Here is a 15,545-nt window from a genome sequence, read left to right on the forward strand (position 1 = left end):
AACGCGTGCGGGGAGGCCGCCCCGTACGGGAAAGGCCCACGCTCGCAGCGGCGGGCGTACGGCCGCCGTCCAGGGCAGGCGTCCGCCGTTCTGCGGAAGAGCGCCCCGGACGACGAGAACGGGCGGCACCCCCGGTGTGGTGGGGGTGCCGCCCGTCGGCCGGTCCTGGACCGGCCCCTGGCTCGTCGTGGATGCGAGGTGTCAGCGGTCCTCGTCGGCTGCGGTCGCCTGCACGGCGGTCAGCCGATCCGTCTCATCCTGTATTTCCGCGGCGATCTTCTTGAGTTCCGGCTCGAACTTGCGCCCGTGGTGGGCGCAGAAGAGCAGTTCACCGCCGCTGATCAGGACGACGCGCAGATAGGCCTGGGCGCCGCAACGGTCACAGCGGTCTGCTGCGGTCAGCGGGCTCGCGGGGGTCAGAACAGTAGTCACGTCGCCTCTTCTCTAGCTCGACGAGCTGTCGTACCAGGGTCAACATCCAACCAGGCCGAAAACGTTCCCGCTCGTGGCTTTTCTTCGAAACTTCTTCTCGGTGTGGCTGTCAGTTGCCGGTTGGCGGCGAATGTGCCGTATGCGGAGCGCTACGGTTTCGCATTGCTTGTCTTGGGGGTGGGTCCCTCCGGCCGGCTTGCCGGTGTGTTCATGAGGACGTGCCCGGAGCCTAAATGGTTCATGCCTCGAAGGGAACGTGATGTGCACGTCACTCCGACGAATGATCGAACATCCATGCGAGCCCGGATGAAGCTCGACTAGCATGAGGATTCCCCGAGGGTGGCGTTACAACCGCTCTACCAGGCCTCTGTAGGCTCTCAGCGGCAACCGAAGCCGACCGTGATACCCACATGGGGCCCAGATGAAATTCAGCGAGGAGCGAACCGCGTGACCGCCGAAACGTCCGTGCCGTCCACCGCGATGCTGGCCGCAGCAGGCGGCGACCGGGACAGCTCCAACTACACCGCGCGGCACCTCCTCGTCCTCGAAGGGCTCGAGGCGGTCCGCAAGCGCCCCGGGATGTACATCGGGTCCACCGACAGCCGTGGCCTCATGCACTGCCTCTGGGAGATCATCGACAACTCCGTCGACGAGGCCCTGGGCGGTCACTGCGACCTGATCGAGGTCATCCTCCACGACGACGCCTCCGTGGAGGTGCGGGACAACGGCCGCGGCATCCCCGTGGACGTGGAGCCCAAGACCGGCCTCTCCGGCGTCGAGGTCGTCATGACCAAGCTGCACGCCGGCGGAAAGTTCGGCGGCGGCTCCTACGCGGCCTCCGGCGGCCTCCACGGCGTCGGCGCCTCCGTGGTCAACGCCCTCTCCGCCCGGCTGGACGTCGAGGTCGACCGCAACAGCGCGACCCACTCCATCAGCTTCCGCCGCGGCGTCCCGGGCCTGTTCACCGAGCAGGGCCCCGACAGCCCCTTCGACCCGGCCAACGGACTCCGCAAGGGCAAGCGGGTCCCCAAGACCCGTACCGGTACCCGGGTGAGGTACTGGGCGGACCGGCAGATCTTCCTCAAGGACGCCAGGCTCAACCTGGAGACGCTCCACCAGCGGGCCCGCCAGACCGCCTTCCTCGTCCCCGGCCTGACGCTCGTCGTCCGCGACGAGCGGGGGATCGACGGCGAGGGCAAGACGGAGGAGACGTTCCGCTTCGACGGGGGCATCAGCGAGTTCTGCGAGTACCTGGCGCAGGACAAGGCCGTCTGCGACGTCCAGCGGCTGACCGGCACCGGCACCTTCAAGGAGACCGTCCCGGTCCTCGACGACCGCGGCCACATGACCGCCACCGAGGTCACCCGGGAGCTGGGCGTCGACATCGCGCTGCGCTGGGGCACCGGCTACGACACCACCATCAGGTCCTTCGTCAACATCATCGCCACCCCCAAGGGCGGCACCCACGTCACCGGCTTCGAGCGCTCGCTCACCAAGACGGTGAACGAAGCGCTCCGCTCCGCCAAGCTCCTCCGGGTCGCCGAGGACGACGTGGTCAAGGACGACGCCCTCGAAGGGCTCACCGCCGTCGTCACCGTACGGCTGGCGGAGCCGCAGTTCGAGGGACAGACCAAGGAGGTGCTCGGCACCTCGGCGGCCAACCGGATCGTCGCCGCCGTGGTCGCCCGGGAGCTGAAGGCGTTCCTGACCTCCACCAAGCGGGACGCCAAGGCCCAGGCCCGCGCGGTCCTGGAGAAGGCCGTCGCCGCGGCCCGTACGCGGATCGCGGCCCGCCAGCACAAGGACGCCCAGCGCCGCAAGACCGCGCTGGAGTCCTCCTCGCTCCCCGCCAAGCTCGCCGACTGCCGCAGTGACGACGTCGAGCGCAGCGAGCTGTTCATCGTCGAGGGCGACTCGGCGCTCGGCACCGCCAAGCTGGCCCGGAACAGCGAGTTCCAGGCGCTCCTGCCGATCCGCGGCAAGATCCTCAACGTCCAGAAGTCGTCTGTCTCGGACATGCTGAAGAACGCCGAGTGCGGCGCCATCATCCAGGTCATAGGAGCCGGGTCCGGGCGGACCTTCGACATCGACGCCGCCCGCTACGGCAAGGTCATCATGATGACCGACGCCGACGTGGACGGCTCCCACATCCGGACGCTGCTGCTCACCCTGTTCCAGCGCTACATGCGCCCGATGGTCGAGGCCGGACGGGTCTTCGCCGCCGTGCCCCCGCTGCACCGGATCGAGCTGGTCCAGCCCAAGAAGGGCCAGGACAAGTACGTGTACACGTACTCGGACAACGAGCTGCGCCAGACGCTGCTGGAGTTCCAGCGCAAGAACATCCGGATCAAGGAGTCCATCCAGCGCTACAAGGGCCTCGGCGAGATGGACGCCGACCAGCTGGCCGAGACCACGATGGACCCGCGCCACCGCACCCTGCGCCGGATCAATATCGGGGACCTGGACTCCGCCGAGCAGGTCTTCGACCTCCTGATGGGCAACGAGGTCGCGCCCCGCAAGGAGTTCATCACCAGCTCGGCGGCGACCCTGGACCGCTCGCGCATCGACGCGTAGGGAGCCGTACCGACTCCTGCGGCCCCCGCCCTCCCGGATCACCGGAAGGACGGGGGCCGCTCACGTTCGGGACTTCTGTCACCTGAAGAGGTGAATTCGGGCGAAGGGATCGCCCGTGGGCTTCCGCCACCGCCCATCGTGGGCCACGCGGCCGAAAAGGTCCGTGGACAAGGGAGTTGCCGGGTGGAGAAGGAAGCAGGGCCGACGGCCGCGGGAGTGCGGTTCGACGACCCGTGGTACGAGGCGTCGGCCGCCGGCTGGGACGAGGAGGGCGGGCGGGACGGCGCGACCGACGGCGGCGCGACCGGCCCCGGCGGGCCGCGACCCGCGCCCGGCGTGGCCGAGATCTATCTGGAGGTGCACCGGAGCGAGGCCTTCCGCGAGGTGCGCCGCCGCTACCGCCGCTTCGTGGTGCCCGCCGCCCTCGCCTTCCTCCTCTGGTACCTCGCGTACGTCGTCGCGGCGACCACCGCGCCCGGGCTGATGGCCCGCCCGGTCGCCGGAGCGGTCAACGTGGCGATGGTGGCGGGGCTCGGCCAGTTCCTCACCACCTTCCTCCTCACCTGGGCCTACGCCCGCCACGCACGGCTGCGCAGGGACCGGGCCGCGCTCGATCTGCGCTGGAGCACCCAGGAGTTGACGCGCGGGCTGACGGAGCAGCGGTCGGGAGGGTCCGAACGGTGAGAGGCGACCACCAGGCACTCGCCCTGCTGCTGTTCTGCGCGTTCATCGCGGTGACCCTCTTCATCACCACCTGGGTCAGCCGCAACCGGCAGGGATCCGCCGAGGAGTTCTACGCCGGAGGGCGTCTGTTCTCGCCCATGGAGAACGGGTTCGCCATCGCGGGCGACTACATGTCCGCCGCCTCCTTCCTCGGCATCTCCGGCCTGATCGCCCTCTACGGCTACGACGGCATGCTCTACTCGGTCGGCTTCCTGGTCGCCTGGCTGGTCGTCCTGCTGCTGGTGGCCGAACTGGTCCGCAACTGCGGCCGGTTCACCCTCGCCGACGTGGTCGCCGCCCGGATGGCGGAGCGCCCGGTCCGTACCGCGCTCGGCACCTCCTCCGTCACCGTCTCCGTGCTCTACCTGGTCGCCCAGATGGTCGGCGCGGGCTCCCTGGTGGCCCTGCTGCTCGGCGGGACGAGCGGTGCGGCCCGGTCCTGGACCGTGGTCGGCGTCGGCGCGCTGATGGTCGTCTACGTCTCCTTCGGCGGCATGCGGGCCACCACCTGGATCCAGATCGTCAAGGCCGTGCTGCTGATGGGCGGGGCCGTCGCCCTCACCGTCCTCGTCCTGCTCCATTTCCGCGGGGACGTCAACAGCCTGCTCAGCACCGCCGCCGAACGCAGCGGCCACGGTACGGACTTCCTCGCCCCCGGCCTGCGCTACGGCGGCGACTGGACCTCCCGGTTCGACTTCATCAGCCTGGGCGTCGCGCTCGTCCTCGGCACGGCGGGGCTGCCGCACATCCTGGCCCGCTTCTACACCGTCCCCACCGCCCGCGCCGCCCGCCGGTCCGTCGTCTGGTCCATCGGCCTCATCGGCAGCTTCTACCTGATGACGATCGTGCTCGGCTTCGGCGCCGCCGCCCTGGTGGGCTCCGCCGACGTCCGTGCCTCCAACGCGGCGGGGAACACCGCCGTACCGCTGCTGGCCCTGGTGCTCGGCGGCGGTGAGGGGTCCACCGGCGGAACGGTTCTCTTCGCCGTCGTCGCCGCCATCGCCTTCGCCACCATCCTCGCCGTCGTCGCGGGCATCACGCTCGCCTCCTCGGCCTCCGTCGCCCACGACCTCTACGCCTCGCTCCGCCGCCCCGGGCGCAAGCCGTACGGCGAAGTGGCCGTCGCCCGGGTCGCCGCCGCGGTCGTCGGGGCGGTCGCCATCGCGCTCGGCCTCCTCGCGCAGAACCTGAACGTGGCCTTCCTGGTCGGCCTCGCCTTCGCCGTGGCCGCCTCCGCCAACCTCCCGGCCCTGCTCTACGCCCTGTTCTGGCGGAACTTCACCACCCGGGGCGCGGTCTGGGCGGTGTACGGGGGGCTCGTCCCGGCGGTCGTCCTGGTCGTGGTCTCACCCGTCGTCTCGGGCAGCCCGGCCTCGCTCTTCCCGGGCGTGGACTTCCAGCTCTTCCCGCTGGAGAACCCGGGGCTCGTCTCGATCCCGCTCGGCTTCCTGGCGGGGTGGCTCGGCACGGTCACCTCCCGGGAGAAGCCGGACGAGGCCAAGCACGCCGAGACGGAGGTCCGGGCGCTGACGGGGGCGGGGGCGGCGTAGACACGTGACGTACGGGGGCCGGGCGACGCAGGGACGTACGCGGGCGGCGCGGGAACGGGGCGTACGGCGGTGCGGGCGGCGCGGGACAGGTTCCTAGGAGGCCCAGGTGTACCGGTGCTCCGGGCGGCCCGTCTCGCCGTACCGCAGCGTCAGCCGGACCTTCCCCGTCCGCTCCAGCAGCTTCAGATAGCGCTGGGCCGTCTGCCGGCTCATCCCCGCGCTCTCCGCGATCTCCTGCGCGGAGAGCGGGGCGTCCGCGTCGCGCAGCGCCCGCCGGACCAGCTCGGCGGTGGTGGGGGAGTGGCCCTTGGGCAGCTCCGGCTCGCCCGCCGCCCACAGCGCGCCGAAGAGCCGGTCCACCTCCCCCTGTTCGGCCTCGCCGCCGCCGTCGAGGGTCCGGCGCAGTGCCGCGTACGCGGTCAGCTTGGAGCGGAGACCGGCGTACGTGAACGGCTTGACCAGGTACTGGAGCGCGCCGTGCCGCATGGCGTCCTGCACGGTCGCCACATCGCGGGCGGCCGTCACCATGATCACGTCCACCTGACGGCCCAGCCGGCGCACCTCCCGTACGACGGCGAGGCCGTTGCGGTCCGGGAGGTAGTGGTCCAGCAGGATCAGGTCAACCGGCACCTCCTCGACCACGGCCAGTGCCTGCGCCGCAGAGTGGGCCCGGGCGGCGACCCGGAAGCCGGGGACCTTGGCGACGTACGCGGCGTTGATGCCCGCCACCCGGACGTCGTCGTCCACGATCAGGACCTGGATCACGGGCTCTCTCCCCTCGTGGTCGCGCTCGTGGGCCGGGCCGCAGCCGGGTCCGGTACGCGCTCCGAGGACGGCGGCTCCACCGGTCCGGCCAGCGCCTCCGGGAGGACGACCGTGAAGACCGCCCCGCCCCCGTCGGCCCCGGCGACGCCCACGCTGCCGCCCTGGCGCTCCGCGAGCCGGCGGACCAGGGGGAGCCCCAGGCCCCGCTTCCCGTGCGCCGGGAGGTCCTTCGTGGACCAGCCCTCGGTGAAGATCGAGGCGTACTGCTCCGGGGCGACCCCGGGCCCGGAGTCCCGTACCCGGAGCACCACCGTACGGCCCTCGGCCCGCAGCCCCACCTCGATCCGGGCGTCCACCGACCCGGCCGCCGCGTCCGTGGCGTTGTCGACCAGGTTGCCGACCACCGTGACCAGCCCGCGCGGGTCGACCACCCGGTCCGGCAGCAGCGTGCCGGGCGTCAGCCGCAGCGCCACCCCGCGCTCGGCGGCCACGGTCGCCTTGCCGACGAGCAGGGCGGCCAGCAGCGGATCCCGGACCTTCTCGGTGACCTGCTCCGCCGTCGCCCGGTGGACTCCCACCACCTCCGTGACGAACTCCATGGCGTCCTCGTGCATCTCCAGTTCCAGCAGGCCCAGCAGGGTGTGCAGCCGGTTGGCGTGCTCGTGGTCCTGGGCGCGCAGCGCGTCGATCAGTCCGGTGGTGGAGTCGAGTTCCCGGCCGAGGCGCTCCAGCTCGGTCCGGTCGCGGAGGGTCACCACGGCCCCGCCGTCGGCCGTCTCCATCCGGTTGGCCAGCAGCACCCGGCCGACTTGGACCGCCAGCAGGTCCTCGCCCACCACCCGCCCGGCCAGCACGTCCGCCGTCCGGCCCGGCTCCAGCACCTCTTCCAGCGGGCGGCCCGCCGCCTCGGGGCCGAGCCCGAGCAGCCGCTGCGCCTCGTCGTTGAGCAGCCGGACGCGGCCCGTGCCGTCGAGCGCGACGACCCCCTCGCGGATGGAGTGGAGCATCGCCTCGCGTTCGGTCAGCAGCGCGGAGATGTCCGAGAAGGCCAGGTCGTGGGTCTGCCGCTGGAGTCTGCGGGAGATCAGGTACGCGGCGAGGGCGCCGACGGCCAGGGCCGTACCGGCGTACGCCAGAAGCCCCGGGATCGCGCCCAGGAGCCGGGCGCGGACGCTGTCGTACTCGATCCCGACCGAGACCGCGCCGACCACCTCCCCCGAGGGGCCGCGCAGCGGCACCTTGCCCCGGGCCGAGCGGCCGAGGGTCCCGCTGTCGATCTCCATGACCTCCCGGCCGCGCAGCGCGTCCCCGGGGTCGGTGGAGACGACCCGGCCGATCCGGTCCGCCTCCGGGTGCGACCAGCGCACGCCCCGGCGGTCCATGACGACGACGTACTCGGCGCCGGTGGCCCGTCTGATCCGCTCGGCGGCGGACTGTACGGGGCCGAGCGCGGACGGCTCCGTGGCGCGCAGGTCCTCCGCGATGCCGGAGTCGGCGGCCGCGCTCTGCGCGACGGCCAGGGCGCGGCGCATCGCCTCGTCGTCGAGCTGGGAGCTGAGAGGGGCCAGGAACAGGCCGGTGACCAGCACGGTGACGCCCGTGATGATCGCCAGCTGCACCAGCAGGACCTGGGAGAAGACCCGCTGCGGCCAGCCGAACCGGCGGGGTCCCCGGCCGGAGGGTGGTGGGGCGTTCATCGTAGAGACGGTAGAGGGCTCGGCGGCCGACCGGAAACCCGCGGGGTTCCCCGGGCCACCCCCTTGCCCGGCGGCGCCCCTTCTGTGAGCGTTCTCGTACGGGTTCCGCGAGCGTTCTCCTGCGGACGTTCCCGGGGGCGTTGCGGTGAGTTCGTCCAGCAGCGCAATCTGCTTGCACTTCTTGCGCTAATCTTGCGTTCATGACGCGACGACTTGCTCAAGTGGCCCAGAAGGTGGGAGTCAGCGAGGCGACGGTCAGCCGGGTGCTGAACGGCAAGCCGGGCGTCTCCGACGCCACCCGGCAGGCCGTCCTCTCCGCGCTGGACGTCCTCGGCTACGAGCGCCCCACCCAGCTGCGGGGGGAGCGGGCCCGGCTGGTCGGGCTCGTCCTGCCCGAGCTGCAGAACCCGATCTTCCCGGCCTTCGCCGAGGTGGTCGGCGGCGCGCTCGCCCAGCAGGGGCTGACCCCGGTGCTCTGCACGCAGACCAAGGGGGGCGTCTCGGAGGCCGACTATGTGGAACTCCTCCTCCAGCAGCAGGTCTCCGGGGTGGTCTTCGCGGGCGGCCTCTACCACCAGGAGGACGCCCCGCACGACCACTACAAGGTGCTCGCGGACCGCAAGATCCCCGTCGTCCTGATCAACGCGGCGATCGACCGCCTCGGCTTCCCCGGGGTCTCCTGCGACGACTCGGTCGCCGTCGAGCAGGCCTGGCGCCACCTCGTCTCGCTCGGCCACGAGCGCATCGGCCTCGTCCTCGGCCCCTCCGACCACGTGCCCTCCCAGCGCAAGCTGGCCGCCGCCCGGGTGCTCGCCGGGGAGACCGGCACGTCCATCCCCGACGAGTGGGTGGCGCGGGCGATGTTCTCGCTGGAGGGCGGGCAGGCCGCCGCCATGCGCCTGCTGGAGCGGGGCGTCACCGGCATCATCTGCGCCAGCGACCCGCTGGCCCTCGGCGCGGTCCGGGCCGCCCGCCGCCGGGGGCTCTCGGTCCCCGGCGACGTCTCGGTCGTGGGCTACGACGACTCGGCGTTCATGAACTGCACCGAGCCCCCGCTGACCACCGTCCGCCAGCCCATCGAGGCCATGGGGCGCGCCGCCGTGGAGCTGCTCTCGGTGCAGATCGGCGGCCGTGCCGTGCCCTCGGACGAGCTGCTCTTCGAACCCGAACTGGTGGTGCGCGGCTCCACCGCCCAGCCGCCGCGCGGGAATTCCCTCTGATCCGTAGCTAATTTGCGTTGGTCCGGACCTGAGGGGCCTACGAGGTCCGGACCTGAGGGGCCTGCGGGGATCCGGGCCCGCGGGCTCACGGCAGGGGCTGCGGCGGCCGGGGGCCCCGGTACTGACCGCTCGGGCGGATCCGCAGCGGGCGCTCCCCGTACTCCTCCAGCGCGTGCGCGATCCACCCCGCCGTACGGGAGACGGCGAACACCGTCTCGCCTGCCTCCGCCGCCATCCCGCAGCCGACGGAGAGGACGGCGAGCGCCAGGTCGACCGTGGCGGGCAGCGGCGCCTGGCGGGCCGTCGCGGCGACCACCTCCCGGGCCGCCGCCAGCGCCCCGGCCGCCTGCGGAACGTCCTCCAGCAGGGCGAACAGGGTCCGGGCCCGGGGGTCCTCGGCCCGGTAGAGCCGGTGGCCCAGGCCCGGCACCGGACGCCCGGTCCGCAGGTGGTCGGCGACCACGGGGACCGCGCTGCCCCGCTCCACGGCCTCCTGGAGCATCCGGTGGGCCGGCCCGCTCGCGGCGCCGTGCAGCGGCCCCTCCAGGACCCCGAGCCCGGCGGAGACCACGGCGTACGGATGGGCGCGGGCCGAGGCGGCGACCCGGGCGGCCAGGGTGGAGGCCGCGAGGTCGTGGTCGATCAGCAGCGTCAGGGCCGCGTCCAGGACGGCGAGGGCCGGGGCGTCCGCGGGCCGCGCGGTCAGCCGGGGCCACAGCTGCCGGGCCAGCGCGTCCCCGTCCGCCTCCGTGCCGATCTCCCCCTCGCCCACCAACGGCAACGCCCCCACCAGCGTCGGGATCAGGGCGCGCGCACTGCCCAGCACCGCCTCCGGTGCGAGGTCGAACCGCAGCGGGTCCATGGCGGCGGCAGCCGTCACCGCCGCCCGCAGCCGGTCCGTGGAACCGCTGTGCGGGGGCAGCGCCGCCACCGTCCGGCGGGCCGCCGCCAGGGTCGCGGCGGGGGCCTCGAAGCGCGTGCCCGGCCGCAGCTCACCGGTCCACAGCCACTCCGCCACCTCCTCGTAGCGGTGGCGCCGGGCCAGCTCCGTGGCGTCGACCCCGCGGAAGTAGTACCGGTCCTCCTCGATGAGGGTGATGCCCGTACGGAACACGAGGTCGCCCCCGGCCGGTGCCGGATCGCGCCGGCCCGAGCGCCGGGCCAGGGCCCGCACCTCGTCGGCGTCGAACGTGCTGCCCCGGCCGCCGGACGCCCGCACACTGCTCAGCTGGCCCCGGCTGACGTACGCGTACACCGTCTCCGGCTTCACCCCCAGCAGCTCGGCGGCCTCCCGGGTGGTCAGCCGGGGCGCACTGCGGGAGCCGGGCTCTGGTTGATCCGTCATGAAACCACCGTATCCACTCTCCATGCACATTGATTCAATCAATATTGACGGATCGAGCGTCAAGGATGAACAGTTGAATCAATGTTGCATGCACGGAGGAGAGACCGGCCATGACCACCACCCCCGCCCCTACCGCCCCCGCCGTCCCCCGCGGCCTCGCCGGAGTCGTCGTCACGGACACCGCCCTCGGCGACGTCCGTGGCCGCGAGGGCTTCTACCACTACCGCCAGTACTCGGCGATCGAGCTGGCGCGGACCCGGAGCTTCGAGGACGTCTGGTACCTGATGTTCCACGGCGAACTGCCCGACCGGGCGGCGGCCGCCGGGTTCGCGGCCCGTACGGCGCGGCTGCGCGTGCTCCCGGCCGACGTGGCGGAGGCGCTGCCCGCCCTCGCCCGCGCGGGCGCCGTCTCCGGCCCGCTCGCCGGACTCCGTACGGCCCTGTCGCTGCTCGGCGCCTCCGCCGGATTCCGCCCGGTCTACGACCTGGACGCCGAGAGCCGCCGTACGGACGCGCTCGCCGCCTGCGCCGCCGTCCCCACCATCCTCACCGCGCTCCAGCGCCTGGGGCAGGGTCTCGAACCCGTCGAGCCCCGCGCGGATCTGCCGTACGCGGCCAACTACCTGTACATGCTCACCGGGAGCGAGCCGGAGCCCGACCGGGTGCGGGCGGTCGAGCGGTATCTGATCTCCACGGTCGACCACGGCTTCAACGCCTCCACCTTCACCGCCCGTGTGGTCGCCTCCACCGGCGCCGACCTGGCCGCCTGCCTCGTCGCCGCCGTCGGCGCGCTCTCCGGACCGCTGCACGGCGGGGCGCCCAGCCGGGCGCTGGACACCCTGGACGCCATCGGCACCCCCGACCGCATCGACGGCTGGATCCGCGAACAGGTCCTCTCCGGCCGCCGCATCATGGGGTTCGGCCACCCCGTCTACCGCACCGAGGACCCCCGCTCCCGGATGCTCAAGTCGATCGCCCAGGAATTCGGCGGGCCGCTCGTCGGCTTCGCCGTGGAGGTCGAGCGCCAGGTGGAGGCGATCCTCGCGGAGCTGAAGCCGGGGCGGGAGCTGCACACCAACGTGGAGTTCTACGCCGGGGTCGTCATGGAGCTGTGCGGGCTGCCGCGTGCCATGTTCACGCCCACCTTCGCCGCCGCGCGGGTGATCGGCTGGAGCGCCAATATCCTGGAGCAGGCGGAGGAATCGAAGATCATCCGCCCGGCGGCCCGCTACAGCGGCATCCCCGCGCCGCAGCCGGTCCCCGCTCCCTGACCGCCCCCTGGAGGAAGGCCCCCGTTGACCCCGCCCCGCACCCAGCAGATCCCGGTCGTCGTCCTGGCGGGCTTCCTCGGCTCCGGCAAGACCACGCTCCTGAACCACCTCCTCCACAACCGCGCGGGCACCCGGATCGGCGTGATCGTCAACGACTTCGGGTCCATCGAGATCGACGCCATGACCGTCGCGGGGCAGGTCGGCTCCACGGTCTCCCTCGGCAACGGCTGCCTGTGCTGCGCGGTCGACGCGAGCGAACTCGACACCTTCCTGGAGACGCTGACCCGCCCCTCGGCCCGGCTGGACGTGATCGTCATCGAGGCGAGCGGCCTGGCCGAACCGCAGGAGCTGGTACGGATGCTGCTGGCCAGCGAGAACCCGCACATCCGGTACGGGGGACTGGTCGAGGTCGTCGACGCTGCCGAGTTCGACGGAGTCCGGGAGCGCCATCCGGAGCTCGACCGCCATCTGGCCGTGGCCGACCTGGTGGTGCTGAACAAGACCGACCGGGTGGGGGAGGCCGAGCGGGAGCGGCTGAGGGCAGTGGTCGCGGAGCTGAGCCGGCCCGCCGCCGTGATCCCCGCGGTGCACGGCCGGATCGACCCCGAGCTGCTCTTCGACCCCGCGCTGCGGCCGGACGGCGAGGAGGGGATCCGCCAGCTCACCTTCGAGGACCTGCTGCGGGAGGAGGCGGGCGCGGAGGGGTGCGACGGGCACGGGGACCACGACGGCCATCTCCACGCGGCCTACGAGAGCGTCGACTTCACCTCGGACGTCCCCCTGGACCCGCGCCGCTTCATCGCGTTCCTGGACTCCCGCCCCGAAGGGCTCTACCGGATCAAGGGGTTCGCGGACTTCGGCGCGGGCGACCGGGACAACCGGTACGCGCTGCACGCGGTCGGCCGGTTCCTGCGGTTCGTGCCGCAGCCGTGGGCGCGGGGCGAACAACGGCTCACCCAGCTCGTCCTGATCGGCTCGGGGATCGACGCCGAGGCCCTGCGCGAGGGGCTGGCCGCCTGCCGCACCGAGCCCGGCCCCGACGCCCCGGACGCCGAACGCGCCATGTGGGGCGTGCTCCGCTACGTACAGCAGGAGCCGGACCCCGAGGACGCACCGGCGGAGCTCTGACACCCGCGTCCCGTACAGGGGTGGTCCGAGACCCGCGTCCCGTACAGGGGAGCCCCGACACCCGCGTTCCGTACAGGGGTGGTCCGAGACCCGCGTTCCGTACAGGGGTGGTCCGGCACCCGTGTCCCGTACAGGGGAGCCCCGACACCCGCGTTCCGTACAGGGGAGCCCCGACCCCCGCATCCCGTAGGCGCGAGGTCCGGCACCCCGCGTCCCGGTCGGCGGAGGCGGTCCGGGGTCGCGAGGGGCCTCCGGGCCTACGGGACGCGGCCCCGAGGCGCGAGAGACCCCGAGTAAACGGGGAAGCAGCCCGGAGGCATGGTGCCCCGGGCCGCTTCCCGTGGACGGAGACGGATGCGGGCGGCGCCTACTGCGGCGGTCCCGCGATCACCGCCACCGGCTGGAGCAGCGGCGTGCCCGAACCGTCGCGGCGCGGGTCCGGCTCCGGCAACTGCGCCGGGGTGCCGTTCTTCTGCGCGGCGCGGGCCGGAATGGCGCCCGCCCAGGCGAAGACCAGCACGTCCTCGCCCTTCAGGAACCGCTGGCAGCGCACCCCGCCGGTCGCCCGGCCCTTGCGCGGATACTGGTCGAACGGGGTGAGCTTCGACGTCAGCACCGAGTCGTCCAGCGTCCCGTGCGAACCGGCCACCGTGAACACGACCGCGTCCGCCGCCGGGTCCACCGCCGTGAACGACAGCACCTCGGCCCCCGCCCCCAGCTTGATGCCCGCCATACCGCCGGCGGCCCGCCCCTGCGGACGCACCGAGGCCGCCGGATAGCGCAGCAACTGGGCGTCGGAGGCGATGAAGACCAGGTCCTCCTCGCCCGTACGCAGCTCGGTCGCGCCCACGATCCGGTCACCGTCCCTGAGGGCGATGACCTCCAGCTCGTCCTTGTTGGCCGGATAGTCCGGCACGACGCGCTTCACCACGCCCTGGAGTGTGCCGATCGCCAGCCCCGGCGACGCCTCGTCGAGCCTGGTGAGGCAGACCAGCTCCTCGTCCGCCTCCAGGGTGAGGAACTCCGAAATCATCGCCCCGCCGGAGAGGTTGGGCTCGGCGTGGGTGTCGGGAAGCTGCGGCAGGTCGATCACCGAGAGCCGCAGCAGCCGCCCGGTGGAGGTCACCGCCCCCACATCGCCGCGCGCCGTCGCCGCCACGGCCGAGACGATCACGTCGTGCTTGGTCCGCCGGGCGTCCTCGGAGATCTCCACCGGCTCCGCGTTGGCCGTACGGGCCAGCAGCCCCGTCGACGACAGCAGCACCCGGCACGGGTCGTCCGCGACCTCCAGCGGCACGGAGGCGATCTGCGAACCCGCCGACTCCAGCAGCACCGTGCGCCGGTCCGTGCCGAACTTCTTCGCCACCGCCGCCAGCTCCGAGGAGACCAGCTTGCGCAGCTCCGCGTCCGACTCCAGGATCGCCGTCAGCGCGTCGATCTCGCTCTTGAGCTTGTCCCGCTCGCCCTCCAGCTCGATCCGGTCGAAGCGGGTGAGCCGGCGCAGCGGGGTGTCCAGGATGTACTGCGTCTGGACCTCGCTCAGCGAGAAGCGCTCCATCAGGCGCTCCTTGGCCTGCGCCGAGTTGTCGCTGTCCCGGATGATCCGGATGACCTCGTCGATGTCGAGGAGGGCGACGAGCAGCCCCTCCACCAGATGCAGCCGGTCCCGGCGCTTGCCCCGACGGAACTCGCTGCGCCGGCGCACCACCTCGAAGCGGTGGTCGAGATAGACCTCCAGCAGCTCCTTGAGGCCCAGGGTGAGCGGCTGGCCGTCGACCAGCGCCACGTTGTTGATGCCGAAGGACTCCTCCATCGGCGTCAGTTTGTAGAGCTGCTCCAGCACCGCTTCCGGCACGAAGCCGTTCTTCACCTCGATGACCAGCCGCAGGCCGTGCGCCCGGTCGGTGAGGTCCTTGACGTCCGCGATGCCCTGGAGCTTCTTCGCCGAGACCAGGTCCTTGATCTTGGCGATCACCTTCTCCGGGCCGACGGTGAAGGGCAGTTCGGTGACGACGAGGCCCTTGCGGCGGGGTGTCACGTTCTCCACGGTCACGGTGGCACGGATCTTGAACGTGCCGCGGCCCGATGTGTACGCGTCCTTGATCCCGCCCAGGCCGACGATCCGGCCGCCGGTCGGCAGGTCGGGGCCGGGGACGAAACGCATCAGCGTCTCGATGTCGGCGCCCGGGTGCTTGATCAGGTGGCGGGCGGCCGCGATGACCTCGCCCAGGTTGTGCGGGGGCATGTTGGTGGCCATGCCGACCGCGATGCCCGAGACGCCGTTGACCAGGAGGTTGGGGTAGGCGGCGGGCAGGACGACCGGCTCGCGCTCCTGGCCGTCGTAGTTCGACTGGAAGTCGACCGTGTCCTCGTCGATCGCCTCCGTCATCAGGGAGGTGGCGTCGGCCATCCGGCACTCGGTGTACCGCATCGCGGCCGGCGGGTCGTCGTTGCCCAGCGAGCCGAAGTTGCCGTGGCCGTCGACCAGGGGCAGCCGCATCGAGAAGGGCTGGGCCATCCGCACCAGCGCGTCGTAGATCGACGCGTCACCGTGGGGGTGCAGCTTGCCCATGACCTCGCCGACGACGCGCGCGCACTTCACATAGCCGCGGTCCGGGCGCAGCCCCATCTCGTTCATCTGGGACACGATGCGCCGGTGCACCGGCTTCATGCCGTCGCGGGCGTCGGGCAGGGCCCTGGAGTAGATCACCGAGTACGCGTACTCGAGGAAGGAGCCCTGCATTTCGTCGACGACGTCGATGTCGAGGATCTTCTCCTCGAAGTCGTCCGGCGGCGGGGTCTTCGTGCTACGGCGGGCCATCGCGGCTGCGACTCCTTCT

At 72.3% G+C, this 15,545-nt stretch carries 11 protein-coding genes; 6 read left to right on the plus strand and 5 right to left on the minus strand.

The features are described from left to right. Window positions 1–201: 201 nt before the first annotated feature. A complete protein-coding gene (locus tag ACQ9ZG_RS26285; RefSeq protein WP_018488304.1) occupies window positions 202–432 on the minus strand; it encodes a DUF7455 domain-containing protein in 231 nt (76 codons plus the stop codon). A gap of 447 nt (window positions 433–879) precedes the next feature. On the opposite strand from ACQ9ZG_RS26285, the gene ACQ9ZG_RS26290 reads away from it, so the two are divergent. From ACQ9ZG_RS26290 to ACQ9ZG_RS26300, 3 genes are all read left to right on the plus strand, one after another. Next, window positions 880–3,006 carry a DNA gyrase/topoisomerase IV subunit B gene (locus ACQ9ZG_RS26290; RefSeq protein WP_109916732.1) on the plus strand — a complete coding sequence of 709 codons (2,127 nt, stop codon included), beginning with the start codon at window positions 880–882 and terminating at the stop codon, window positions 3,004–3,006. A 183-nt stretch (window positions 3,007–3,189) separates the two neighbouring features. Beyond that, the gene (locus ACQ9ZG_RS26295) at window positions 3,190–3,690 is read left to right on the plus strand and encodes a DUF485 domain-containing protein (protein WP_499281284.1); all 501 of its coding nucleotides are present in this window, start codon (window positions 3,190–3,192) and stop codon (window positions 3,688–3,690) included. After that, entirely contained in the window at window positions 3,687–5,279 is a 1,593-nt protein-coding gene (locus ACQ9ZG_RS26300; RefSeq protein WP_109917340.1) for a monocarboxylic acid transporter, read from the plus strand. The genes ACQ9ZG_RS26295 and ACQ9ZG_RS26300 overlap by 4 nt, the downstream gene beginning before the upstream one ends. 93 nt (window positions 5,280–5,372) lie before the next feature. On the opposite strand, the gene ACQ9ZG_RS26305 is transcribed toward ACQ9ZG_RS26300, so the two are convergent. Further along, complete coding sequence (locus ACQ9ZG_RS26305) at window positions 5,373–6,044, minus strand: response regulator (protein ID WP_109917339.1); 672 nt, start codon at window positions 6,042–6,044, stop codon at window positions 5,373–5,375. Continuing rightward, window positions 6,041–7,741 carry an ATP-binding protein gene (locus tag ACQ9ZG_RS26310; protein ID WP_499281285.1) on the minus strand — a complete coding sequence of 567 codons (1,701 nt, stop codon included), beginning with the start codon at window positions 7,739–7,741 and terminating at the stop codon, window positions 6,041–6,043. Before ACQ9ZG_RS26310 ends, ACQ9ZG_RS26305 begins: the two co-directional genes overlap by 4 nt. A 200-nt stretch (window positions 7,742–7,941) precedes the next feature. Between ACQ9ZG_RS26310 and ACQ9ZG_RS26315 the strand changes: the two genes are divergently transcribed. Beyond that, complete coding sequence (locus ACQ9ZG_RS26315; RefSeq protein ID WP_032756292.1) at window positions 7,942–8,961, plus strand: LacI family DNA-binding transcriptional regulator; 1,020 nt, start codon at window positions 7,942–7,944, stop codon at window positions 8,959–8,961. Window positions 8,962–9,046: 85 nt separating this feature from the next. Here the strand turns inward: ACQ9ZG_RS26315 and ACQ9ZG_RS26320 are convergent, their stop codons facing one another. Next, window positions 9,047–10,306: a citrate synthase gene (locus tag ACQ9ZG_RS26320; protein WP_499281286.1), complete on the minus strand. Its 1,260-nt coding sequence runs from the start codon at window positions 10,304–10,306 to the stop codon at window positions 9,047–9,049. Between the two features lie 110 nt (window positions 10,307–10,416). Here ACQ9ZG_RS26320 and ACQ9ZG_RS26325 point away from each other — a divergent pair, with 110 nt between their 5' ends. Then, complete coding sequence (locus tag ACQ9ZG_RS26325; protein ID WP_499281287.1) at window positions 10,417–11,577, plus strand: citrate/2-methylcitrate synthase; 1,161 nt, start codon at window positions 10,417–10,419, stop codon at window positions 11,575–11,577. A gap of 24 nt (window positions 11,578–11,601) precedes the next feature. Beyond that, on the plus strand, window positions 11,602–12,705 hold the full coding sequence (locus tag ACQ9ZG_RS26330) for a CobW family GTP-binding protein (RefSeq protein WP_109917453.1): 1,104 nt from the start codon (window positions 11,602–11,604) through the stop codon (window positions 12,703–12,705). A 367-nt stretch (window positions 12,706–13,072) separates the two neighbouring features. Here ACQ9ZG_RS26330 and ACQ9ZG_RS26335 read toward each other — a convergent pair whose 3' ends face one another. Continuing rightward, complete coding sequence (locus ACQ9ZG_RS26335; RefSeq protein ID WP_109917454.1) at window positions 13,073–15,526, minus strand: DNA gyrase/topoisomerase IV subunit A; 2,454 nt, start codon at window positions 15,524–15,526, stop codon at window positions 13,073–13,075. Window positions 15,527–15,545 lie beyond the last annotated feature (19 nt).

The organism is Streptomyces araujoniae (assembly GCF_050871195.1).
Classification (GTDB): domain Bacteria; phylum Actinomycetota; class Actinomycetes; order Streptomycetales; family Streptomycetaceae; genus Streptomyces; species Streptomyces bacillaris.